Annotated in this window: 19 protein-coding genes; 2 read left to right on the forward strand and 17 right to left on the reverse strand. The window is 50.2% G+C overall.

The window, feature by feature from the left end:
- Window positions 1-75: 75 nt before the first annotated feature.
- Window positions 76-1,056, forward strand: a complete 981-nt coding sequence (locus ACFQNF_RS06760) for a serine/threonine protein kinase (protein WP_380187143.1) — start codon at window positions 76-78, stop codon at window positions 1,054-1,056.
- 218 nt (window positions 1,057-1,274) lie between these two features.
- On the opposite strand, the gene nagA is transcribed toward ACFQNF_RS06760, so the two are convergent.
- From nagA to ACFQNF_RS06810, 10 genes are all read right to left on the reverse strand, one after another.
- A complete protein-coding gene (gene nagA, locus ACFQNF_RS06765) occupies window positions 1,275-2,417 on the reverse strand; it encodes an N-acetylglucosamine-6-phosphate deacetylase (protein ID WP_380187145.1) in 1,143 nt (380 codons plus the stop codon).
- Window positions 2,407-2,838 carry a PTS galactosamine/N-acetylgalactosamine transporter subunit IIA gene (agaF, locus tag ACFQNF_RS06770; RefSeq protein WP_380187147.1) on the reverse strand — a complete coding sequence of 144 codons (432 nt, stop codon included), beginning with the start codon at window positions 2,836-2,838 and terminating at the stop codon, window positions 2,407-2,409. The genes nagA and agaF overlap by 11 nt, the downstream gene beginning before the upstream one ends.
- Before the next feature lie 53 nt (window positions 2,839-2,891).
- A complete protein-coding gene (locus ACFQNF_RS06775; RefSeq protein WP_380187149.1) occupies window positions 2,892-3,788 on the reverse strand; it encodes a PTS system mannose/fructose/sorbose family transporter subunit IID in 897 nt (298 codons plus the stop codon).
- Window positions 3,775-4,542: a PTS N-acetylgalactosamine transporter subunit IIC gene (agaW, locus tag ACFQNF_RS06780; RefSeq protein WP_380187151.1), complete on the reverse strand. Its 768-nt coding sequence runs from the start codon at window positions 4,540-4,542 to the stop codon at window positions 3,775-3,777. Before agaW ends, ACFQNF_RS06775 begins: the two co-directional genes overlap by 14 nt.
- 11 nt (window positions 4,543-4,553) lie before the next feature.
- Complete coding sequence (gene agaV, locus ACFQNF_RS06785) at window positions 4,554-5,033, reverse strand: PTS N-acetylgalactosamine transporter subunit IIB (RefSeq protein ID WP_380187153.1); 480 nt, start codon at window positions 5,031-5,033, stop codon at window positions 4,554-4,556.
- 448 nt (window positions 5,034-5,481) lie between these two features.
- The gene (locus ACFQNF_RS06790) at window positions 5,482-6,642 is read right to left on the reverse strand and encodes an SIS domain-containing protein (RefSeq protein WP_380187155.1); all 1,161 of its coding nucleotides are present in this window, start codon (window positions 6,640-6,642) and stop codon (window positions 5,482-5,484) included.
- A complete protein-coding gene (locus ACFQNF_RS06795) occupies window positions 6,639-7,922 on the reverse strand; it encodes a D-tagatose-bisphosphate aldolase, class II, non-catalytic subunit (RefSeq protein ID WP_380187157.1) in 1,284 nt (427 codons plus the stop codon). Before ACFQNF_RS06795 ends, ACFQNF_RS06790 begins: the two co-directional genes overlap by 4 nt.
- 24 nt (window positions 7,923-7,946) lie before the next feature.
- Window positions 7,947-8,729, reverse strand: coding sequence for a transcriptional repressor AgaR (agaR, locus tag ACFQNF_RS06800; RefSeq protein WP_380187158.1), 783 nt, complete (start codon window positions 8,727-8,729; stop codon window positions 7,947-7,949).
- Between the two features lie 464 nt (window positions 8,730-9,193).
- Window positions 9,194-9,658, reverse strand: coding sequence for a CreA family protein (locus ACFQNF_RS06805; RefSeq protein WP_380187160.1), 465 nt, complete (start codon window positions 9,656-9,658; stop codon window positions 9,194-9,196).
- Between the two features lie 107 nt (window positions 9,659-9,765).
- Window positions 9,766-10,818 carry an oxidoreductase gene (locus ACFQNF_RS06810; RefSeq protein ID WP_380187161.1) on the reverse strand — a complete coding sequence of 351 codons (1,053 nt, stop codon included), beginning with the start codon at window positions 10,816-10,818 and terminating at the stop codon, window positions 9,766-9,768.
- A gap of 244 nt (window positions 10,819-11,062) precedes the next feature.
- On the opposite strand from ACFQNF_RS06810, the gene ACFQNF_RS06815 reads away from it, so the two are divergent.
- Window positions 11,063-12,193 (forward strand): GNAT family N-acetyltransferase, encoded by a 1,131-nt coding sequence (locus tag ACFQNF_RS06815; RefSeq protein ID WP_380187163.1) that lies wholly within the window; start codon window positions 11,063-11,065, stop codon window positions 12,191-12,193.
- A 407-nt stretch (window positions 12,194-12,600) separates the two neighbouring features.
- Here ACFQNF_RS06815 and ACFQNF_RS06820 read toward each other — a convergent pair whose 3' ends face one another.
- The 7 genes from ACFQNF_RS06820 to ACFQNF_RS06850 all read right to left on the reverse strand — a co-directional run bounded on the left by ACFQNF_RS06820 (window position 12,601) and on the right by ACFQNF_RS06850 (window position 23,427).
- Window positions 12,601-13,971: a class II fumarate hydratase gene (locus ACFQNF_RS06820; RefSeq protein WP_380187165.1), complete on the reverse strand. Its 1,371-nt coding sequence runs from the start codon at window positions 13,969-13,971 to the stop codon at window positions 12,601-12,603.
- A gap of 11 nt (window positions 13,972-13,982) precedes the next feature.
- Complete coding sequence (locus ACFQNF_RS06825) at window positions 13,983-14,348, reverse strand: hypothetical protein (RefSeq protein ID WP_380187167.1); 366 nt, start codon at window positions 14,346-14,348, stop codon at window positions 13,983-13,985.
- Window positions 14,349-14,685: 337 nt separating this feature from the next.
- Window positions 14,686-15,906 carry an MFS transporter gene (locus ACFQNF_RS06830; protein WP_380187169.1) on the reverse strand — a complete coding sequence of 407 codons (1,221 nt, stop codon included), beginning with the start codon at window positions 15,904-15,906 and terminating at the stop codon, window positions 14,686-14,688.
- Window positions 15,907-16,093: 187 nt separating this feature from the next.
- Window positions 16,094-19,459 carry a PAS domain-containing hybrid sensor histidine kinase/response regulator gene (locus tag ACFQNF_RS06835; protein WP_380187171.1) on the reverse strand — a complete coding sequence of 1,122 codons (3,366 nt, stop codon included), beginning with the start codon at window positions 19,457-19,459 and terminating at the stop codon, window positions 16,094-16,096.
- Between the two features lie 129 nt (window positions 19,460-19,588).
- Window positions 19,589-20,053: a c-type cytochrome gene (locus tag ACFQNF_RS06840; protein ID WP_380187173.1), complete on the reverse strand. Its 465-nt coding sequence runs from the start codon at window positions 20,051-20,053 to the stop codon at window positions 19,589-19,591.
- A 146-nt stretch (window positions 20,054-20,199) separates the two neighbouring features.
- Window positions 20,200-22,437 (reverse strand): alkaline phosphatase D family protein, encoded by a 2,238-nt coding sequence (locus ACFQNF_RS06845; protein WP_380187174.1) that lies wholly within the window; start codon window positions 22,435-22,437, stop codon window positions 20,200-20,202.
- A gap of 102 nt (window positions 22,438-22,539) precedes the next feature.
- Window positions 22,540-23,427 (reverse strand): ABC transporter substrate-binding protein, encoded by an 888-nt coding sequence (locus ACFQNF_RS06850; RefSeq protein WP_380187175.1) that lies wholly within the window; start codon window positions 23,425-23,427, stop codon window positions 22,540-22,542.
- Window positions 23,428-23,464 lie beyond the last annotated feature (37 nt).

Consider the following 23,464-nt stretch of genomic DNA (forward strand, 5'->3'; position numbering starts at 1 on the left):
TGCTCCACCCTTTCCACCCCTTTCTGTACCCCGCCAAAACTCCCCCACCTCCCGCTTTAGCCGTACAATCTCCCCATGAATACTATCCCTCCATTTGCCAATCTCACGCCCGATTGCGTCATGAACGCCATCGACAGCCTAGGCCTGCCTTGCGACGGCAGGCTGCTTGCGCTTAACAGCTATGAAAACCGTGTTTATCAAGTAGGCCAAGACGATGGCCCGCCGCTGGTGGCTAAGTTTTATCGGCCGGAGCGCTGGAGCCGTGAAGCCATCCTTGAAGAACACGCTTTTACCCTAGAGCTATTTGAGCGCGAGCTGCCGGTTGTGCCGCCCATTATTCATCAGGGCAATACACTACATAGCTTTGAAGGCTTTCAATTTGCGATATTTAATAAACACGGCGGCCGCGCGCCCGAGCTGGAATCGGCGTCGACTTTAGAATGGATGGGGCGCTTTATTGGCCGGATTCATGCCGTGGGCGCACTCGCCCCCTTTGTTTACCGCCCTGCACTCAATATCGAAACCTTTGGCACTGGCCCGCGTGATTTTCTGCTTAGCCATGACTTTATCCCCGCCTCGCTCAAACCCGCATGGGAAAGCGCCGTTGCCCTTGCCCTCGATGGCGTGCGCCATAGCTTTGATAGAGCGGGTGATGTGGCCAATATCCGCGTGCATGGCGATTGCCATATTGGCAATGTGCTGTGGACCGACGCTGGCCCGCACTTTGTAGACTTTGACGACAGCCGCAGCGCCCCTGCCGTGCAGGATTTATGGATGCTGCTGTCAGGCGACAGACAAGAAATGAGCCGCCAATTGGTGGATGTGCTGATCGGCTACGAAGACTTTTGCGATTTTGACCCGCGAGAGCTGCACTTAATTGAAGCGCTACGCACCTTACGCCTGATTCATTACTCAGGCTGGCTAGCCCGCCGCTGGCACGATCCGGCTTTCCCTGCGGCTTTTCCTTGGTTTAATACCGAGCATTATTGGCAAGATCGCATCTTAGAATTACGCGAACAAATCGCCTTAATGGATGAGCCACCGCTGGTGGTTTAAAGACCTAGCAAGGCAGACGCATGCTTTATGTGCAGGCAGCGCATCTTTTGTAGGGCGGGTGAAACCCGCCGGACTTTGGCATAAAATCCGACGAAATCGGCGGGTTTCACCCGCCCTACGAATAATGCAATGCTTGCAAACGAGCAGCAAGCAACATACCAAATACGTATCACGGTAACGCAACAGCCCATTAAAATTGGCAAAAACACTTCCCCACCCTAGCAAACAATCCTCACGCCCTTCACCCATGTTTCTACCACGTCCAGTTCAGGCGTAATCACCGTAAAGCTCGCTTTTTTGCCGATTGCAATGCTGCCCAAATTACTCAAGCCTAATGATCTGGCCGGATTACGGCTGGCGAGCGCCCATGCTCGCTCCAGTGGTAGGCCCAGCCATTCTTTTGCGTGGCGAACCGCATCAATCAGATGCAGCGTGCTGCCCGCCAACCCGCCAGCCTCGGTGCGCACGACGCCGTTTTGCATGGTCACAGGCATCTCGCCCAGCTGATAAGGGCCATCGGCCATGCCGGTTGCGCGCATGGCGTCGGTGATTAGCACTAAACGCTCTTCACCGCAGCAAGACAAAGCAATTTGCACAGCGGCAGGGTGAACATGGTGGCCGTCGGCAATCATTTCGATATCACATGCTGAGGTCAGCCCCGCCCCCACCACACCCGGATCGCGATGATGCAGGCCGCGCATGCCGTTATAACAATGCACAATCCCCTGAGCACCGGCATGCAGAGCTTGCCGCGTTTGATCATAGCTGGCATCGCTATGGCCAATCAGCACGCGGATGCCCTTACGGCGCAGCCAGGCGATGGCCTCATCCGAGCCTGCCAACTCAGGCGCAAGCGCCACGGTGTGCAAAGAGTCCCCTGCAATATCCAGCCAGTGCTGTAGCTCGGCGATATCTAAAGGGCGCATCCACTGCACCGGATGTGCGCCGCAGCATTTGGCGGTGAAATATGGGCCTTCCAAATAGCTGCCGATCAGCTCAGCCCCCGGCAAACCCCGCTCGCGGCTGGCTTTTACCTCGCGCAGCGCAGCTTCAATCGCAGGCAGCGGTGCAGTTACGGTGGTGGCTAAAAAAGCCCCTACGCCAAAGCGGGCAAAGTGCATCGAGATCTGATCGAGCGCCTCGCTGCTGGCATCCATGGTGTCGAAACCTGCTGCGCCATGCACATGGCTATCGATCAAGGCGGGCATCAGCCAAACCGGCCCCAGATCAAGATCAAACTCGCCCTGAGGCACGATGGCGGCAATCAGGCCTGCGGTGTCGATCTCGACCACCGCATGCTCCAGCCAGCCCTGCTCCGCCAGCACCCGTGCAGCACGCAGGCGTAGCGGTTTACAAGGCATCAGCTGGCTCCGCCCGTTTGCGCGCAAGGCGCTCGGCAAGGCTCACCACGCCGCTTTTGCCTGCTGCAACTAGCCGCTGGCGAAACTCGGCTACATCGCTGACTTCATCACGCTCGAACAGCATCTCAGCAAACATTTGCAAATTCAGCCCAGCCACCACTTCAATATCGCTGCGCTCTTGGGCAATGGTGGCCGCCAGCCTAAAGGGCGAGCCGCCCAATAAATCGCAAACAAACACCACGCCCGCGCCCTGATCCACGGCGGCCAGCGCCTGCCTTAAAGAAGCATCGAGCACTGCCGTGCTATTGCCTTCGGGGAAATCCACCGCAATCAGCTGCGCCTGCTCGCCAAACACCTGCACAATCGCTTCATAAGTGCCGCTGGCGATGCGGCCATGACCTGTCAAAATTAAGGCAATCATTTTCTAATCCTTTAAAGCTGCAGCGCCTGCCAAAACACGCGCTGCAGCGGTGATTACAAGAAACCTAATAATTTTCCAGCCAGACCAAACAACACCGTTACGCCAATCAGCTTCACGGGTGAATAGCCTTTTTTCATCAAGGCAAACATCAAAAAGGTGAACAGCAGCGGCAAGAGATTAGGCATCAGCTTATCGAGCACATCGGCTTGCAGCGCAATTTTGGCTTTACCGGCATGAATTTCCAGCGGCGTAGACAGCCTGACATAAGACGCCACCAGCGCACCAATCACCGTCATCCCCACAATCGATGCGGCATGCGATATTTTCTTGGTATTGGCCTTTAAAGCGCTAATCGCCCCCAGCCCCGCCCTGTAGCCATAATGCGCCAAACCAAAACGCAGGCCAAAGTGCAATGCATTAAACAGCAGCAGAAACACAATCGGCCCAAATAAACTGCCTTCCAGCGCCAGCGCAGCACCAATCCCCGCGCAAATCGGCAGCCAGGTCAGCCAGAACATCGCGTCCCCAATCCCGCCCAAAGGCCCCATCAGCGCCACTTTTACGGCGCGTATGGTGGAGATTTTCTCCTTGCTCTGCTCCATCGCCAGCACAAGGCCAGATAGAAAAGTCACATCAAAGGGGTGGACGTTAATAAATTCCATATGCATCTGTGCGGAATTTTTTAAGTCTTCCGGGTTTTTATGGATTTTGCGCAGAGCCGGTAAAATCGTATATAACCAGCCCCCCGCCTGCATCCGCTCGTAATTAAACGAGGCTTGCAAAGCCAAAGAGCGCCAGGCCATGCGGTTAATGTCTCTTTTAGTGAGCGGCTCAGCCGGTGAGGTATCGATATAGTCGTCGCGCTCTACATGGCTGGTGGAGAGGGCTTGCTGCATACGCAGCTCGGCTTTGGCCGCATTTGCGGCTTCAGTATCATTAAATCCCATCATCCACCTCCACATTGCGGGCAGCTTGAGGCTGTGCGCGGTTTTGATTAAAGTAATCGGCCATTGCAATCGCTAAAGCGCCCAATGCCACTGCTAGAATCGGCAGTTTTAGATAAGTGACCGCCACAAAACCCATAATGAAATAAGCGATGTAATTGGTTTTCAGCATGATTTTCATCAGCAGCGCAAAACCAATCGCTGGCATCATACCGCCCGCCACGCTCAGGCCATCCAACACCCATTTCGGCGCTTTTTGCACCGCAGCACCCGCCGCTTCGGCCCCAAAATAAATCGGCAAAAAAGCCATCACAAAGTAAAAGACAAACAGCGTGATCATGCCCAGATAATTCACCCACTCGATGCCACGCCAATTGCCCCGCTTCACCATCTCATCGCATTTGTGCATCATCGGCGAGAACGCGGTAAAGAGCAGAGTAATACAGCCTTGCACCGCAATCGAAAACGGCACCGCCACGCCAATCGCCACCGTAGGCTCGGCCTTGGTCAAAATGGCAAAAGCCGTGCCGATAATCCCGCCGATAACCACATTGGGCGGCTGCGCCCCAGCCAGCGGCACCATGCCCATCCAAACCAGCTCTAAAGTGCCGCCCACCAGCAAGCCGGTTTGCACATCACCTAAAATCAGCCCTACCAAAGGGCCAATCACCACAGGCCGGTGCATATGCGTTAGGCCGTCAAATAAATCGACCCCCGCCACACCCGCCAACAGCGCAATCAATAAGGCTTCAAATAGCATGATTTCAATCCTTACAGCAGTTTAGAAACAAGATCACCCGATTCATCGGGCACTCGACGAATTTCGCAAACCACCTTAAGGGCAGCCAGCTCGCGAAAAGCTTGCACATCGGCATCGTCCACCGACACTGTTTTATGAATTTGACGTTTTCCTTCGGCAAAATGCATATTGCCCACATTCACGGCATGAATGGGCACGCCACCTTTCACCAGCGTCAGCACATCCTGTGGGGTTTTACACACCAACAAAATCTTTTGATGCGCCGCCGCTTTATGAATCACATCGATGGTTTTTTGCAGGGTGAAATAACGCGTTTGCACGCCATCGCTGACCACCATATCCATTAAGTTTTGCTGCACCGGATCGGCCGCCGCGGCGTCATTGGCCACCAACACCAAATTCGCCCCAAGGCTACCCGCCCAAGTCACCCCCACCTGACCATGCACAAGCCGGTTATCAATACGGGTAAGTAAAATATTTGGCCCAGCCATGACGTGCTCCTTGTTTTTTAATTAATTTAAAGTGACTCAACGACCATCTTGACCATTTTTTAAGTGCCTTCGGCACGTTGTTTAGTGCGGGCGTCCCGCTGGACCTTCCTTTCTTGTGTGGCCAAGAAACGAAGCCAAAGAAGGCCACCCCACGAAACACGAAGGCTCCTGCGCTGCGGACAATCGAGTCGGCGGCAGGCGGGATTGGCTCGCTGCCTCGCTCCCTGGCCGAAACCCCGCCCCGCTTGTTCCTCACTCCGGCGTGTTTCAAGGGGAGATTTAAGCCCCGTGCCACTCCCTGCGACACAAATCCAGATTTCAAAAATTTTAAAATACTTAAAACTGACAAAAAAACTTAATTCAAGCCTTGGTTTCCTCCGTGAAACTCCGTGTCCTCTGTGCTCTCTGTGGTTCAAGATTTGGGTTTTCGCGGCTTGGCATCAGTGAGTTAAGCCGAATAGGGATAAATTTTTACGCCTTGCACCACGCGGTTTACTTCGCCAGTTGGGCAGGGGTTATCGGGAGCCAGGCCCAGTGCCAAGGAGCTTTCAAAGGCAAAGAGCTGGGCAAATAGCAGATAAGGCAGTGATAAATACAGCTCATCCACGCCCTCCATCGCCACTTCAATCAGGGGTAAGGCGGCACTGCTTTTCGGCCCCAAAGCCACCACTTGCTGGGCAATTCCATTGGCGATCACTTCCGCTTGCAGATCGTCGTCGTAGCTGCGGGTGTACGAATCCGCCGCGGCCATAAACATCACTACGCAGCTTTGGCTATCGATCATAAATTTGGGGCCGTGACGCACCCCCAAGGTGGAATCAAAACGCGTGGCAATTTGCCCTGCGCTTAGCTCCAGCATTTTTAAGGCGGCTTCTTCTGCCAGCCCTGCCATTTCGCCACTGCCCAGATAAATCACACGTTTAAAGCCCTTGCCTGCCAGCGCCTTGGCTTGGGACGCCCAGCTCTCCAGCTGCGATTCGCAAAAGGCCGCCACAGTTTCGATTTGCTCTTTGGCGCGATTTAATAAAATGCCCGGCGTCAGTATCATGGCCGCGGCCACAAACATGCAGCTAAAGCTGGACGTCATGGCGAAGCTTTGATCGTTTGCGCCTTCAGGCATCAGCACGCAATAGGCAAGGGGATTATCTTGGCTGTATTTCGCCAGCTCGCCTTCAGGATTACATGTCAGCACTAAATGACGGCAGTAAGGCAACAGCTGATTAGCCAAATTCACCGCAGCCACGCTTTCTGGGCTATTACCAGAGCGGGCAAAAGACACCATCAAGGTGGGGCGCGATGGGTCTAAGTAAGCGAGCGGCTGGCTGACAATATCGGTGGTCGAAATCGCCTCGGCGGCAAGGCCAAAAGAGGCCCGCAGCCATGGCTCCAAAGTGCGCCCTGCAAAGGCTGATGTGCCCGCGCCACACAGGATAATCCGTAAATTTGGCGTGGATAGCACATCCAGCATCCATGCCTTCCACGCTAATTTGTCGTGGATCAGCCCCGTCATCAGCTCACGCCAAAGCCTAGGTTGCTGGCTAATTTCACGGGCGGTGTGCACAGCACCACGGTCGGCAAGCACGCTTTGTTCATAGTTAAGGTAATTCATGATTGTGCCTCCATGCCGCAAGCACGGGCATAGAGCTGGGTGACTTCCATGATCTTATCCACCACCCATGCCTCAGGCTCAGCAGGCAATAAGCCTGCGCTGATTTTTTTGGCTTGCTCAGGCATGTATTGGCTGATTAAGGTCGGTAGCGGCGGCTGGCGGCGTAAATTATCAAAGAGTTTTGCTGCCGCAGCGCTCACTTCAGGATGTGGCCAGTAGTAGCGAATCCGGTCAGACAGGCTGTAATTGCGATCTAGATACTGCTGATGCCCAGCCTGATCGTAATAAGCCAGCCAGTAATCCGGCTCTTCTTTCATCACTTGAGTAAGCGTGTCTTTTAAATGTGAAGCGGCAAATTCGCCGATGGCTTCGCGCTCAATCGCATCCAGCGCAAACATCGCCTCACGCAGGGCAAACGTTAAGCCAGGGCCTACTTTTAAAATGGCAAAGTGATCTTGCACCAGCGCCCGAAGCGAGGCTTCTGTTTGGTAATCCGTAGAGTGCGCCTCAAACACCAGCGCTTCTTTGGCAATAAATGCACTGAGCGCGGTGGCCTTATCACGCTGATAACGCACCACCTTATGATGATCAAACTCAACGCCCGGCTGCACGACCATCGCAATCACCCTAGGCCAAGCCGCCGCGCAGCCTGCTTCGGCAAATACCTGCTCATGTACGGCCAGCGTTTGCGCTGCGGCCTCTGGCGAGGTGACTTCCACAGCATCGAGTGATTCTTGCGCTCCGCCTGGCACCGGCACTTCGGTACCAATCACATATACAGGCGCTTCCCCTCCTGCGGTATGCCAAGCGCCTTCGGCCACCTGACACAAAGCCGCGGCACGTTTAGCCACCGTGGCATCGCTCAGCGGCACAGGGTCCCCCGCGCATGACATCGAGCAATCTAAATGAATTTTGCGAAAGCCTGCCAATACATAGGCGCTCACCATTTCGGCGGCCTTGGCCATGGCCTGAGCGGCTGGCTCTTTTTGCCAAGCATTTGGGCCTAAATGATCTCCGCCTAAAATAATGCGCGCCTTTGCAAATCCCACTTTATCGGCAATTGCAAATACATAGTCTTTAAAATCGGCCGGCTTCATGCCGGTATAGCCACCAAACTGATTGACTTGGTTAGAAGTGGCTTCAATTAAAATATAACTATCGTCTTGCAGGCCCTGCTGCAATGCCGCCTCTAAAACCAGCGGATGGGCAGAGCAAATTGAATAAATACCATTAGCTTGCCCTGCTTTATGCTGCGCGATCATTTCTATTAAATAAGACATAAAGGCTTACTCCTTTAAAAAACTTTATTCCGCCACAATCACGGTTACGCCCATTTGCGTTAATGCTTGCCGATATTCATCGCTGATTCCGCTATCTGTTACCAGAATATCGACCTGCGGCATTTTGCAAATCACACAAAAACTACGTTTGCCAAATTTACTGGAATCAGACAATAAAATAATCTGATCGCAAGCAGCCAACATGGCGCGATTAAGTTGCGCATCCTGCGCATTAGTGGTGCTCACGCCAGCTAATAAATCAATGCCATCTGCACCAATAAATAGTTTATTAAAATGATGTAATCTAACGGCCTGCTCAGCCTCTGGCCCGCATAGGGAATAAGAATCAGCGCGCAAAGTGCCGCCGGTCATCATCACGGTAAAGCGCGGGTCAGCCACTAATTCGCTGGCTAAATTTAGCGCATTGGTCATTAAAGTAATTTTTTTATTGCTTGCAATATAGCGAGCCAATAAAGCAACAGTGGAGCCTGAATCCACAATAATTGAATCGCCGTTTTCAACTAAATCTGCAGCCCTGCGAGCAATTAATTGTTTTGATTCTGAGCGGATATTTTCTTTTTCTCTGAATTCCAATTCAAAAGAAAAATTTTGCGAAAGCGTGGCGCGGCCATAAGAGCGGCGAATACAACCGCTTTGCTCTAATTCATCTAAATCATGCCGAATAGTGACGGTAGAAACACCTAATTCCTGAGCCAATACACTGACATTACAACTTTCATATTGGCGCAATAAATCAACAATTTTTTCATGCCGTTTATGCATGTTTTTTAAATGGCTACTGGGCATGGCAACCTCTGTATTTATTCATTCACTGCTTGTAAAAAAACTGAAGACAACAAGGAAGTGACTCGAATTTATTCCTACAGAGCAAAGGGTGTCAACGCATTAATTTTCGACTTAAAACGGCTAAATTTTCGACTTAATCGAGAGTTGATAGTGATGTAAAACGGGGTTATGTAGTATTAATACATGCAAAATAAATATTAAATCAGCAAAATCACTTCTAATTCCTAGACAAATACAGCACCTACTTTTAAAAATGACACAATACTACGTAACAAACAAAAACATGCCCCCACAAGATCAGACCATGACAATGAAAGTAAATCGAAAGGACTACATTTTAATAACTTTCGTTTGAAGCTATAAAAACACTGCTTTTTTGCAAAAAAAAATCAAAAAAAACGCGGCTAGGCCGCGTTAAAATTGATTTATTTGCAAAGACTTAAAAACAGCGAAGCACTGAATGTTTATTTAGTAGGGATTTTTATATCCCCAGCTGGCACCGCTGTCACACTATTTTGCGGGCTGCCCTCAATCAGCTTGTCTGAGTAGGTCAGGTAAATCAGCGTATTGCGCTTAACATCCACCATACGCACCACTTGCACCGATTTAAAAAAGATAGAAGCCGATTCAGAAAACACTTCTTCTTGCTTAGCCAAAGGACCTTTAAAAACAAGCTTAGCGGTCTGACGACAAGCAATCGAAAACTCTGCTTTATCTTCCGCCAAACCAAGCGAGCCTTTCACGCCCCCTGTTTTAGCCCGCGATATATAGCAAGTGACCCCTGCTACTTTAGGATCATCAAAGGCATCGACTTGCACACGGTGATTGCGGCCTATCAGCTTAAAAGCCGTTGTTACCGAGCCCACTTCTTCGGCCAAAGCGGGTCCTGCCAGCGTTAAAGCCAATAAGGCCATCAATAGTTTATTCATCGCCTGCTCCGTTTAATTGAATCCAAGTATCCGTATCTGCACTTTGATATACGGCTTTCACGCTCAGAATAATTAGGCATCGACTTGCACACGATAATTGCGCCCATTTATTCATAAAATGCCTCCATATCCACCCAAGCACCCATATCTGCGCTCTGCTGCGCAGCTTCCACGATCTGCATAATAAGCAAACCTTCTGATGGCGTAACCGGATTTTTGCCCAGCCCCAGCACCGCATCGCGCACAGCAGCGTAATAAGCCACATATTGCCCCAGCGGCATGACAATCTCTTCACTCTGGATTTGATCATTCACGCTATGGTGCAATAAACCCCGTATAGGATCGAGACCAAAGCCTGCGGCAGTCGGCAACAGCCCTGCTTTTAGCTGAGATTCTTGTACATCCAATCCCTGCTTGCTAAAGCTTGCCAAGCTGCCGTGCAATACATAGCGCGGCGTGCCACCGCTGACTAAACAGCTGGCAGACAGCTTCACCCGCATCGTTGGGTAGCGCAGCAAAACATGAAAATCATCCACCGCTTGTGCGCCAGTGCGGCGCATTTGTAAATCGGCAAATACCGCTTGCGGCGGGCCAAATAGCTGCAACGTTTGATCGATCAAATGCGGGCCCAAATCAAACCATAGTCCGCTACCCAGCTCAGCACTTTCGCGCCAGCGATCTCTGATTTGCGGGCGATAGCGATCAAACTGGCTTTCAAACTGTACAATCTCGCCAAGGCGACCACTGGCCAGTAGCGCTTTTAAACCTAGAAAATCAGCATCCCAGCGGCGGTTATGAAAAATAGACAAAATCTTGCCACTGGCTGCGGCACGGCTCACCAAATCTCTGGCCTCTGCCACCGTAAGCGTAAACGGCTTATCCACCACCACATGCTTACCGGCAGCTAAAGCCGCACACGCCAGCGGATAATGGCTGGCGTTGGGCGTAGCCAGCACCACCAGATCGACGCGCTCATCGGTAATTAAAGCCTCGGCATTCGCCACCACATCGGCCTGCGGATATTTGCTGGTGACCAGATCTGGCTGGCTAGACGCCACGACGCGCAAATTAAAACCTGCCGTTGCGGCAATCAAAGGTGCATGAAAGGTTTGGCCTGCATAGCCGAAACCCACAAGGCCAATATTTATATTCTTTTGCATGTTTTTCCTTTTCAAGGACAATGCACCAAGCTTACCCCAAGCTAAGCACTTGGCTCATATTAACTTCCCGTTTTCGAAACGTCGTCATTCCCGCGTTTATTTGGCAGGGATCCAGCTTTTCCGCAGTAGATCAGTCTTAAGTCCGACAGGCTGCTAGATCCCCGATAAAACCCCTCGAGGATGACGGGTTTGCGTTAATAAGTTATTTCGAGCCACATCCAAAGCACTTTAAACTGGATATCGCATGATCAGCCTTCACTCGCACATTGACGAGCTTTCCGCCACAGACTGGGATGCACTCGCAGGCACTCAGCCTTTTGTTAGCCATGCTTACTTAGCGGCCTTAGAAAACACGGGCGCAGTAGGGGGCAATAGCGGCTGGACACCTTGTCATTTGGCGATTACAGACGCTAATCAGCAGTTAATCGGCGCAATGCCGCTGTATAGAAAGACGCATTCCTACGGTGAATATGTATTTGACTGGGCATGGGCAGAGGCTTACCAGCGCCACGGCCTAGATTACTATCCCAAGCTGATTAGCGCGATTCCCTTTACGCCGATCACGGGGCCAAGATTACTAGCCAAAACAGACGCTACGCGCCAACACTTACTCTCCGCTGCCGTAGCCATTGCGCAAGAATCAGGCGATTCATCGTTTCATCTTTTATTTCCGCCCAGCACCGAGGCCAGTTTAGCGCAGAATGCAGAGCTGCTTAGTCGCCACGATGTACAGTTTCATTGGCTACGCGGTGATTGGCGTGATTACGCTGATTTTAGCGATGCACTGACTCGGGACAAGCGTAAAAAATTACGTCAGGAGCGGCGTAAGGTTAGTGATGCGGGAGTGAGCATGATTCGTAAGCGCGGCAGCGAGATTAGCGAGGCCGATTGGGCTTTTTTCTACCGCTGCTATAGCAATACTTATCTGGAGCACCGCTCCACGCCCTATTTAAGCCTGGCGTTCTTTTTACAAATCGCCAGCGCCATGCCGCAATCCTGCCTACTGGTTTTGGCCTATCAAGACGGCCAAGCCATTGCCGCAGCACTGAATATTATCGGCCCAGATCGCCTCTATGGCCGTTATTGGGGCGCGGCTTGGGGTCCTGCAGGCTATGTGGCTAATCTGCACTTTGAGCTGTGTTTTTATCAAGGGATAGAGTTTGCACTGGAAGCGGGCTTAGCTGCTTTTGAAGGTGGCGCACAGGGCGCGCATAAATTAGCCCGTGGCTTTGTACCCGTCGCCACCCAATCAGCCCACTGGCTGGCCCACCCCGGCTTTAGTGATGCCATCGATCAGCATTTAAACAGGGAGCGCGCCGCCGTGGCGAACTGGCAGAGCGAACTGGAACAACATAAGCCGTTTAAATCAAGCTAAGGCAGGCCACTCCGGCGGGTTTGCTTAAATTGATCGCATTGGGCTTCACCCCCATGTGCGCTAACCAAAGTCAAAAAGATCAGAGCCTTCGGCACGTTGGTTTAGGTGCGGGCGTCCCGCTGGACCTTCCTTTCTTGTGTGGCCAAGAAACGAAGCCAAAGAAGGCCACCCCACGAAACACGAAGGCCCCTACGCTGCGGACAATCGAGTCGGCGGCGGGCGGGATTGGCTCGCTGCCTCGCTCCCTTGCCGAAACCCCGCCCCGCTTGTTCCTCGCTCCGGCGTGTTTCAAGGGGACTTTAAAAAGCCCTATGCAAAGAGTGTGGTTATTATGCTTTTTCGCTGTTTGCTAATGAAAAACAATTTGCTTAGCGCATTGGGCTTCACCCCCACTCCCTCCTCTTCGTCTACAAACCGCCATCCGCCAATTTAGCCGGGTCTAGCAAGCTCAATAATTCATCGCGTGATAAATCGGTTTGCTCTACAGCGACATCAATCACCGGACGTTTTTCTTTGTAGGCCTGCTTGGCAATATCAGCAGCCTTGGCGTAACCAATTAAGGGGTTAAGCGCGGTCACTAGGATAGGGTTGCGTGCCAAGGCATGCTGTAGCTGATCTTCATTGACTTTAAAGCTGGCAATGGCTTTATCGGCCAATAAGCGGCAGGCATTGCTGAGTAAGCTCAAGCTTTCTAATAAATTGCGCGCCACCAGCGGCAGCATCACATTCAGCTCAAAATTACCTGACTGCCCGGCAATGGTGATGGCGGCATCATTGCCGATCACCTGCGCCGCCACCATGGCTACCGATTCTGGAATCACCGGATTCACCTTGCCCGGCATAATGGACGAGCCAGGCTGCAGGGCTTCCAGCTCAATCTCTGCAAGGCCAGCTAGGGGGCCAGAATTCATCCAACGTAAGTCATTGGCTATTTTCATCAGGCTAACCGCCAGCCCGCGTAAAGCGCCCGACAGCGCCACGGCCGCATCTTGCGAGCCAAGCGCGGCAAAGAAATCAGGGGCAGGTGTAAAGCGAAGATTGCAGCGCTCGCTCAGTACATCGCAAAAAGCCAGCGAGAAATCAGGATGCGCATTAATCCCCGTCCCTACCGCCGTACCGCCCTGCGCCAAGCCCTGAATCCGTGGCTGCAGGCTTTGTAGCTGGGCTATTTGCGCCCTAATTTGCGCCTGCCAGCCATCAAGCACCTGTCCTAAGCGCACCGGCATTGCATCCATTAAATGCGTGCGGCCAGTTTTAACATGGTGGCCCACTTGCTCGCTTTTCTTTTGCAGCGTAGCCGTTAAATGTTCTAAAGCAGGGAGGAGTTGCTGGTGCAGGGCAAGGCTGGCCGCAATATGAATCGCAGTGGGAATCGCATCATTGCTGCTCTGGCCGTAATTCACATGATCGTTAGCACTGACCGCCACGCCGCTGCGGCTTGCCAGTGTAGCCAGCACTTCATTGGCGTTCATATTGCTGCTGGTACCCGATCCTGTCTGAAAAACATCCAGCGGAAAATGCGGCATAAAATCACTCTCAAGCAATTGCTGAGCCGCTTGATCAATGGCTTGTGCAATCGGGGCAGGCAGTAATCCCAAGCCCAAATTAGCACGCGCTGCGGCCTGCTTTAGCATAATCAAAGCGGCAATAAAGCCCTCTGGCAGGCGCTGCCCGCTCACAGGAAAATTAAGCACAGCACGCTGGGTTTGCGCGCCATATAAGGCATCCGCGGGCACGGCCATTTCACCCATGCTATCGCGCTCTAATCGATTGCTCATATCAATAATCCTTACTGCAAAGGAGGAATCAGCTCGGTGTGAGCTAAACGGAGACGAATATCCAATAATGCACAGCGCAGCCTGTCATCTTGCTGAGCTAATCGCTCGAAATCCGCTAGGGGCCAGACAATGGCGTCCATACACTGCATTCGCCAGTACCAAGGCAAGGACAAATCACAAGCACTGCGATGCAAAAGCAAAATACTACGCTGCGCACAGCAAGCAGGGCAGATCAAGCCATGCTGCTGCAGCGCCCTGCCTGCTGCAAAATAATGCTGAATCAAGGCGGGCTCATCCGGCTCTAAAGCCCAGCTTATCTTACAAGCCAGCCATTGCCATAAATCCAGCGGCGGCAAATCCAGCTGAGTACCCTGCATAAGATCACCATACGATAATAACAATCATTATCATAATATGCTGGCTTGAGTGATCGATGCAAGGCCTCTACTTCATGCATCAAGCTCAAAACTTAAAATACAAACCTAAGCAAGGCACTAAGAAAAGTATTTCACCCCAATCATGCTCTCTGCGCTTTCAAGTTTAGCTTGGCTGCGTGGGCACAAAAACCGTGCCCCCCTACAACTGGCCATGAATACGCCTTAAAGCGCAAAGAAAATAAAGCAATGTTACAAAAAGAGCGCCAAAAATGCAGATTGCCTTCGTGTTTCAGACAGATCTCAGCCAGCCTGCTTTAAAACCAACCCCATGGCGCTTTCAGGTCTTTCTGAGCAGAGCAAGCTTGATGGGTGCGGTTTCAATGAGAAAACAGCTTAATATTGTTGCGATCAGCGATCCGCCTGCCGCAATCCACATCACAATCGACAAGCCATAACGATCTGCAGCGATCCCGGCAATCGTTGGAGTGACAAAACCACCAAATACTTCACCCACGCCCATAATCAAGCCCAGCGATGTAGCCACCAAATTTGCGGCTACCGTTTCAGCGGGTATTGTTGCCATAAATAAGGTAAAACAGCCTAGCCCCGTGTAGCTAAAAAACACCAACAACATCATTGATTCCGGCGTATCAGCATAAAGCAGGGTCAGCGGGCAAAAAGTGGCAATGATAGAGAAAAAAATCACAGCAGGCTTACGGCCAATCTGATCCGAAATAGCCGACACCACAAACCCCCAAAACACAGAGGCAATCCCGAACACACTCATCACCTTGCCCATGGTTTCGGGTGGAAAATGCTTTACGGTAATTAAAAAAGTAGGGGTAAACGAAATAATGGTGATAAACCATGAAATATAAAAACAAGAAATCAGCATGCAAATAAGGATATTTCTATTTTTAAGTAAATCTTTGTATTTCACAGGCACTTTATAAACCCGCTCTGCCTTAGGAATACTGGCCGTGGGACAGTTTTTAATATAGAGCCACACCAGCAAAGCCATGATCAGCCCAGGGATAATCGTCACATAAAAAGCATTACGCCAGCCATAGCTGGTGGCAATCGCAATCAGCAAGGGGGGGGCAATCACGGAGCCTAATAAACCCGGTGCCGTTGCATTCACCAAGCCCATATTTAAACCCCGCCGATGCGGCGTGGATTCTGCAGCCAAAAGCGATTGAGAAATCGGCAAAACAGCGCCTTCTGCTACGCCCATTAAGGCACGGTAAATCAGCAGGCTGATAAATGAAGTCACCGCCCCCGATAAGGCAGATAAAATAGAAAACGCCAGCACCATCACAATCAGCAGTGCTTTTTTAGAGGGCGCACGATCTGCATATGCACCCAGTAAAATACCAGACAAAGCCCATGTTAATGCCAGCGTAGAAGACAACAGGCCTAAATGGGTGTTATTAAGCTGAAGCTCTTGAGCCACAAAAGGAAATAAAAACGACATGGCTAGCCGGTCAAAAAAAACCAAGCCAAAGCAACCGCAAAGAATAATCACCAATCTATTTTCATAGCTATTGATCTTATTCATTTCTCTTTCCTTTTTGATAAAGGCGGATACTAAACTAGCGTTTCATCACGTTTTATTTGTCCTAAAAAAACAATAGTGCACTTAAATTACAACAAACAAAAATATGCTTACAAAAAAAGCTCTCCGATTACACAAAGTGACTTTAACGAATACATAGATACCTGCACGCTACTATTTCGTAGCAAGCTCAGTGCAGCGCATCATGTGGAATAACCGACAAGGCGGCGTGGATTGCAGCAATTTGCTTGATCAGCGAGGCATGCAATACCGATAATGTTTCTTCCCGCAGCGTAGCCGTTTGAATACCCTGTTCCACCGCCGCAGCCACACGATGCAAACTGCTTGCCCCGATATTGCCCGCCTCGCCCTTGAAGGCATTCGCCAAACGTGCTGCTTTGGCCTGATCATTTGCCGCCAGCGCAACGCGAATCTCATCTACCACCGTTTGATGATGAGAAAAACCATGCAACATAGCAAGGTAACGAGACACCTCCCCACCAACGCTTCGCAAGCCTTTCTCCCGATCTAACCCGGTAATTTTTTCTGGCAAAGGCAATACGATGGACGGAAGAGCGGCCTCTTGCTCTGCGCGCGGTTTAATCCAGCGTAATAGAGTTTTATACAGCTCATCTGGCTCAATAGGCTTAGTCACAAAATCAACCATGCCGGCTTCCATACAGCGATCCCGATCAACCTGCATGGCATTGGCCGTCATAGCCACAATGGGCAAATGGGCCAGCGAAGGCAAGGCTCGGATACGGCGAGTGGCTTCTAAGCCATCCATTTCCGGCATTTGCATATCCATCAGCACCAGCTCATAGGCGCAAGCCTGTGCCATTTCCAAAGCACAAAGCCCATTTTCGGCAACATCAACGCTCAAACCCAAGCCGCTTAACATTTCTGATGCCACCATTTGATTGAGCAAATTGTCTTCTGCCAGCAAGACCCTCACCCCTTGCAGATAAGCTGCGCCTTCAAAGCTTCGCAGTGGTCGCACTGCCAGCTCCGCCTTGGCCGAACCTAAAAGATGCATTAAGGAATCAAACATAATGGAGGCATTCACCGGCTTATTCAGAATATATTCGATCCCAATCTCTTTGCACTCAGGCAATACATCATCCCGCCCATACGCCGTAATAATGGCCATTTGTGGCGACATAACAAGCTTCAGCGCCTGAATACGCCTTGCTGTTTCAACGCCGGTAATGCCCGGCATTTGCCAATCTAGTAGCACCACATCAAAAGGATTAGTTGCTTGCTGAACCGCTTTTATCGCTTCCAGGCCAGAGCTGGCTTGCTCAACAATAAAACTCATGCTGGATAACATATCAGCCAGCACCATACGGGCACTTTGATTATCATCCACCACCAAAATATGCCTCCCCCGTAAATTAAGACGGGGCAAATGAGCGGGCCGGGTTTGCGTGCTAAGCCCCAGCTTGGCGGTAAACCAAAAAGTGGCGCCACGGCCATACTCGCTCTCCACACCCACCTCCCCCCCCATCAGCTCGGCCAGCTTTTTAGAAATCGCTAGGCCCAACCCTGTACCGCCATATTTACGTGAAGTAGAGGTATCGGCCTGTTGAAAGCTCTGAAACAAACGGCCAATCTGCTCGCTGCTCAGGCCAATTCCCGTATCTCGTACCGAAAAATAAAGCAGGGCTTCGTTCTCGTAGCGCTCACGCACACGAATCATGACTTCTATTTCGCCATATTCAGTAAACTTAATCGCATTATTGGCGTAATTAATCAAAATCTGGCTTAATCGCAACGAATCACCCACTAGGTAATTAGGTACATCGAGGCCAGAATCAAAAATTAACTCTAATCCTTTATCACTGGCTTTTTCTGAAATAAGATTAGCCACATTATCCAGCAAGGCTTCTAAATCAAATTCACATTTCTCTACACTAAGCTTGCCTGCTTCAATTTTAGAAAAATCCAGCACATCATTAATAATCCCCAGTAGATGCTGGCCAGATTGTTGAATTTTTTGCAGATAATCATTTTGCCGGTCATCCAAATCTGTTTTAAGCGTCAGATAACTCAAGCCAAGAATAGCATTCATGGGGGTGCGGATTTCATGGCTCATATTGGCTAAAAAATCCGACTTCATCCGGGCAGCGTCTTCTGCAATTTCTTTTGCTCTAATCATTTCGGCTTCTGCAATTTTTTGCGCCGTGATATCTTTTACGGTAGTGATAATTTGTACTCTTTCATCATCCTCTGCCAGAAAGATTGTGATATCTACATTAAGCATTTCGCCATTAGCGCGCCGATGGCGGCTTTCAAAATTAACTGGCTTGCCTGTTTCACGCAAAATATTTAAATTACGCGGAAAGTTTTCCATATCGAAATCAGGATCAAAATCAGAGACAAACATCCCCAAACACTGCTCATATGAATAGCCAAAGTGCTCAAGCGCAGCTTTATTGGCATACGTTATTTTTGCTGTCTCGGTATCGATCCAGATCATTGGGCCAGCATTTTCTACCACATACCGGTTAAATAAATTATTTTTCTCAATTCGCTTGCGCTCAGTAATATCATCCAAATTAATTTGCAATAATTTTCTTCCACGATAATTAAACAGCATTAAATTGACCATGGCATCCCAAATCTCACCATTCGCCCTTTGGCAACGCCATTCAAAGGTTTCAATTCCTTGCTCTAATGCAAAATGATCCTGCTGTGCAATAGCCGTTTTACTATCGGTGCCGTCGTATTGGAATGGCGCAGAAAAATCGATGGGCGATTTTCCTAGTAATTCTTCACGGCAAGTAAGGCCATTAATTTTAATGGCGGCAGGATTGCAATCAATATAGCCCCCGCCTTCAGGATCATGAATCACAATAGGACGATGCGATTCTTGAAATAGCATTTTATTATAAGCTTCACTATCCCTCAGCTCATCTTCTGCCCGCTTACGCTCACTAATATCCTGATAAAACCCATTCCAGATCACCGAATCATCGACCTCAACAGAAGACGGCGTGCCGCTGAATAATATCCAGTGCAAGGTATCATCAAAATAAAAGCGAACAATCATTTCAACCGCTTGCGATGATCCACCTTCACGAAAGGCAATAGATGCCGCACGCAATGCTTGCTGCGCATACGCTTTATCATCGGGGTGCACATTGCGCCAGCGCTGCTCTGGATCAAGCCGCAGCACTTCTGCGCTCACACCCAACACCTCTTTAATCCGATCATTAATGACGTTATAGTGATGCACCCCCTGCCTGCTGGTCTGCATTTGAAAAACCACCAGCGGCAGCGCATTAGAAATACCGATCACTTGCTGGCGAACAATCTGAGCATCACGGCGGGCATGATCAATCACGGCTTGCAGCTCGCTCTTTGCCGATTTCGATTGCTCTGCCAACAAGAAAAACAAAGCTGCAAAAGCTAAAATCAGCAGGCCCAACAAAATTTGCGATGTAATATCAGATGCGAAATAAAGGATTGCGCCAAAGATACAGAGAATCAAGGCACTACAGAGCTGCATGGCAATGCGCTTTCCCAGAGAGGATTGGAAAAATCGTTGCAGCATCTAAAATATTTTCCGGATAGATTTGAAAGCATCTGATAAGGCAAGCGCTAAGTTACCCTATCAAAGTAGACCGCCAGCACAAAAAGTGCCACGTCGATCAAAGGCTTACCTACCCGAAAACCCGCAAAACTAGCCCGGCCGAAACTGCTGATGGCAGCGAATACACGCGTCTTCTACTGCTTTGTAAGAAGCACGAATACGATCTTCCTGCCCGGCTTGCGCTGCCTCTTTTAAAGCGCTGCTCTGCTGCTGCATATTGTCTGCTGCGGCATGAAAATCGGCAGAATCGGCTTTTTGCTTTGCATCAGACTGATTGCTTACGGTGAATTCAGCAAAATACGCCCAAGGCTTGGTCGATTTTTCTTGCAGCTTAATTGCTTCTTGCAACACGCTATCGGCTTTATAAGGCTTAGCCCCCGTCAACATGCCATTAATCGCCTCGCGCGATTTTAACATTTCTTTGAAAGTGGCTTTTCTAAGGGAGACAGGGGAATTAGGATCGCTGCGCTGGCAAGCTGTTAAAGCCAGCAGCGTGAGTAAAACAAGTGTAAATCGTTGCATAGCAAGCGGATCATTTATAGCAAAAAGGGGCATGATACGCCCCCTTTTCGATCCCTTCAAAAAATCGCCGTAGAGCGGGTGCAACCCGCCGTTTTCGCTTCACACCAAAGTCCGGCGGGTTTCACCCGCCCTACGGAAGATGTGCATCGGGCATGATTCATTATCATGCCCATCCGCCATTAATCCGTAATGGTCAAATCTAAACTCCCCGCTTTTACCGTAATTGTTTTCACACTGCTCACGGCTTTTTGTGGAGCAACGCTGCCTTGCAATGGGGCGATTTTTCTAAACTCAGCTTTCAAACCTGCGGCTGTCAACTCAACCACAGTAAAGCCCTGTGCATCGGTATCGGCGTATTTAATCCACGGGTTATTGGCCGCAGGCGCGGTGCCTGCTGCTTGATTAGCAAACGGATTCAGGCGTTTTACCACTTCGGCAGCAGGCACTTGCGCCGTCGTAATGCCCATTGCGCCAGCTAGCTGTTGGGCAATCATGCCGTACAGCGTTTGCGCCGCCACCGAGCGCCCTGCTGCGGCAAGCGCGGCAATTTGCCCGCCAATTAGCGTACCCATATTGCCGGCCAGCGTTTCATTGAAAGTGTTAATCGCCGTTGTCAACAAACTCGCCGTTGGGGTAAGAGCTGCCGCTGGTAATTTGCCTGCTGCTATTGCACCCTTCACTGCAGCGGCAATCAGAGCAGTATTTGTTAAATCAACAACCCCCGCTTGCATCGCCACACCCGCCGAGATCATTTGAATGGCGATACCTTCTGCTGCGGCTTCTGAAGTGAACACCAGCGGCTGCACCGCGGCAAAGCTCTTATCACCCACTGCTTTTACAAAGTAGCTATAAAAAGAATCGCTACTCATGCCTGCGGTAACCAAATCAATCATCACTGGCTTGCCGCTGGTGTAATCGTCATACACTTGCCCAGCGTAAAAAGAATGAATATCGCCGGTAAGCGCCACCACATTTTTGATCTGATTGCTGCTCAAAAACTGCATCAAGGCTTTACGCTCGGCGTTGTAGCCATCCCATTGATCGGCGTTCAAGATGATTTCGGTTTGGAAATCTTTCGGCGCAGCCGTGAGTGATTTGCCGTTGACGCACATTTTGAGTAGCGATACTTCATTGCCCCACAGCTTCCAAGTGGCAGTCGAAGCTTTCATGGTGTTTTGCCACCAATCACGCTGAGTTTTGCCGAGGATAGAGACCAAGGCCAGCTCATCACCTGATGGCTTAGCTGCGGCCATTTTTTGCGCTTCAGCCCCCGCCAATACGGCGGTTGGCACCATATAACGCGAACCAATCGAGCTGCCAGCGGCGGCCTCCGGGATCACATGGTCGGCGCGGTAAAGGCGCTGATCGGTCATCACCAGATGCAGCAATTTGCCAAAGCGAAAATCTCGGTAAAGGCGGATGTTCTGGAAGCCTTTATCGGTGATATCAAACTTCACATCGGCGGGCATAAATTCAAACCAAGCTTGATTGGCGCTACGGCGGCGCTCGGTTTCGTGCTTATTATCGGCCTTACCCGTTTTGGCATCGAAGCTGCCATTATCGTAAGTGGTGGAGTCCCCCCAACAATCATCAGAAAACTCGTGATCATCCCAAATGGCGATCATGGCAAAGCGCTCGTGCACCGCTTGCAAGCGGGCATCCGAGCGATATTGCTTATAAAGAGTGCGGTAATCGGCGGTGGTATTGGCAAAGCGTGCGCCGTCCTTACCATTTTTGAACGGGCCATCGGGCAATTTGATGGCGGTGTGAGCGGCCTCTACTGCACCTTTTTGGAAATCCTCACCCACGGTTTCGTAAATATAGTCACCCAAATGCACCACAAAATCTAACTCTTCACTCGCCAAGGCAGTAAAGCCTGCCCAGTGATTAATGCTCCAGTCTTGGCAGGATAAGTAAGCAAAGCGCAGCTTGTTTACATCGGCATCTACCGCAGGAGCGGTCTTAAAGCGCCCTACACGGCTGATGCTATTACCCGCAATAAACTGATAGAAATAGGTAGTTGCTGGGCTTAAGCCTTCAACCTTGTGACGAATCGTGTGATCCCAATCGGCTTTCGCACTCAGCAATACTTCATGCGCCATCACGCCCGTCAGCGGCTTATTGCTGCCCAAAAGTGCCGATTGATCGCTACTGCTAATCACCAAACGCACCGCAATATCCGCAGCCTTAGCCGAGATCACATTATCGGCATCGCTAGGCACCACGCGGGTCCACAGCATAATGCTATTGGCTGCCGGATCGCCCGAGGCAATACTTTGCGGGAATTTACAAGGAATAGACGGGGTAAGAGCTAAGACAGCATCATCGTCGCTACTATTACAGCCCACGAGCAATGCAGGGCCTACAGTTGAAACAGTAACAAAGCCGGTCCACTTTAAAAACTGACGACGATTCATGCTGTGCATCCAAAAGAGTAAGGACAGCAACATAACTTACGAGCATGACAAATGGATTAAAACAATTGTTTCACTTACCAAGCAAGCACTAAGCCCAAGCCATTAAGGCCTGTTGATATTCCCAGCAATAAGCCGAGGGTTAGGATCATATTGCACTGGAATATCCTGCAACGCCGTCCCTTTTTGATGCATTACAATGATTCGCGCAGCCAGCATACCTTGCACACGATAATCGCTTACCGTGCCTACGGTACAGTGATAAAGAATAAAAGCTTCAATACTACAAATACTTGCAATACCTGCCTCATTAAGTGCCCGCATTAACTCTGGCGCAACTGAAATTAAATAACTATCCGCCGGAATAAAAACCACACTTTCTTTAGCATCTTGTTGTAAACGCAGTAATTCTGTTTTAAGTAATGCTTTATCAGGATTAATTCGCCATGTTTCTAATGCCCATTGATAATCAGCGGCTACAGACTTTAACTGTTCACCAATCAATTGCGTATTTCGCTCCCGTGGATTAACCGGTAGCAGCATTTTGCTGCCTTTAGGCAAATATTTGCGGGCATTACTCATCTGTAATGGCAGAAAAACCATATTGCTCACCCCTGCCACCGTTTTATTGTCTTCTTTATTCACCGACACAATGCCCGCTCCAATCGGGTCATACACCGCGTTAAAAATCAATGGCTTGCGCCCTAATAAAAGGCGTTTACTCATTAAAGTCGCTGTTGTGCCAAAGCTATACACATAATCATACGATGCTAAGTGAGGCTCTAACTTTGTACGCAGCATCGTTGCTAAGGCGGTACGATCCTGATTTGCATTAAAAACCGTCACCTCAGGTTTTAAACCCAGTTTCTTTAATTCGTCCCGAAACCCCTGCTCCGCGGCCGTTTCACCGCGCCACAGCACCATCGCAATTTTCAGTGCATAAGCCGACGCAGGCATCAGCCATAAGCAGCAACAAAGCAAAATACGTATCATCACATGCACCTAATGGGCTCATTGCACTCTATTTAAC

Origin of the sequence: Iodobacter arcticus (genome assembly GCF_042664895.1) — a bacterium.
Lineage (GTDB): Bacteria > Pseudomonadota > Gammaproteobacteria > Burkholderiales > Chitinibacteraceae > Iodobacter > Iodobacter arcticus.

Excerpts from the sequence above, each read along its gene's own strand:
- ACFQNF_RS06760 (WP_380187143.1), top strand. The coding sequence starts at position 76 with ATGAATACTATCCCTCCATTTGCCAATCTCACGCCCGATTGCGTCATG.
- nagA (WP_380187145.1), bottom strand. The coding sequence starts at position 2,417 with ATGCCTTGTAAACCGCTACGCCTGCGTGCTGCACGGGTGCTGGCGGAG.
- agaF (WP_380187147.1), bottom strand. The coding sequence starts at position 2,838 with ATGATTGCCTTAATTTTGACAGGTCATGGCCGCATCGCCAGCGGCACT.
- ACFQNF_RS06775 (WP_380187149.1), bottom strand. The coding sequence starts at position 3,788 with ATGATGGGATTTAATGATACTGAAGCCGCAAATGCGGCCAAAGCCGAG.
- agaW (WP_380187151.1), bottom strand. The coding sequence starts at position 4,542 with ATGCTATTTGAAGCCTTATTGATTGCGCTGTTGGCGGGTGTGGCGGGG.
- agaV (WP_380187153.1), bottom strand. The coding sequence starts at position 5,033 with ATGGCTGGGCCAAATATTTTACTTACCCGTATTGATAACCGGCTTGTG.
- ACFQNF_RS06790 (WP_380187155.1), bottom strand. The coding sequence starts at position 6,642 with ATGAATTACCTTAACTATGAACAAAGCGTGCTTGCCGACCGTGGTGCT.
- ACFQNF_RS06795 (WP_380187157.1), bottom strand. The coding sequence starts at position 7,922 with ATGTCTTATTTAATAGAAATGATCGCGCAGCATAAAGCAGGGCAAGCT.
- agaR (WP_380187158.1), bottom strand. The coding sequence starts at position 8,729 with ATGCCCAGTAGCCATTTAAAAAACATGCATAAACGGCATGAAAAAATT.
- ACFQNF_RS06805 (WP_380187160.1), bottom strand. The coding sequence starts at position 9,658 with ATGAATAAACTATTGATGGCCTTATTGGCTTTAACGCTGGCAGGACCC.
- ACFQNF_RS06810 (WP_380187161.1), bottom strand. The coding sequence starts at position 10,818 with ATGCAAAAGAATATAAATATTGGCCTTGTGGGTTTCGGCTATGCAGGC.
- ACFQNF_RS06815 (WP_380187163.1), top strand. The coding sequence starts at position 11,063 with ATGATCAGCCTTCACTCGCACATTGACGAGCTTTCCGCCACAGACTGG.
- ACFQNF_RS06820 (WP_380187165.1), bottom strand. The coding sequence starts at position 13,971 with ATGAGCAATCGATTAGAGCGCGATAGCATGGGTGAAATGGCCGTGCCC.
- ACFQNF_RS06825 (WP_380187167.1), bottom strand. The coding sequence starts at position 14,348 with ATGCAGGGTACTCAGCTGGATTTGCCGCCGCTGGATTTATGGCAATGG.
- ACFQNF_RS06830 (WP_380187169.1), bottom strand. The coding sequence starts at position 15,906 with ATGAATAAGATCAATAGCTATGAAAATAGATTGGTGATTATTCTTTGC.
- ACFQNF_RS06835 (WP_380187171.1), bottom strand. The coding sequence starts at position 19,459 with ATGCTGCAACGATTTTTCCAATCCTCTCTGGGAAAGCGCATTGCCATG.
- ACFQNF_RS06840 (WP_380187173.1), bottom strand. The coding sequence starts at position 20,053 with ATGCCCCTTTTTGCTATAAATGATCCGCTTGCTATGCAACGATTTACA.
- ACFQNF_RS06845 (WP_380187174.1), bottom strand. The coding sequence starts at position 22,437 with ATGAATCGTCGTCAGTTTTTAAAGTGGACCGGCTTTGTTACTGTTTCA.
- ACFQNF_RS06850 (WP_380187175.1), bottom strand. The coding sequence starts at position 23,427 with ATGATACGTATTTTGCTTTGTTGCTGCTTATGGCTGATGCCTGCGTCG.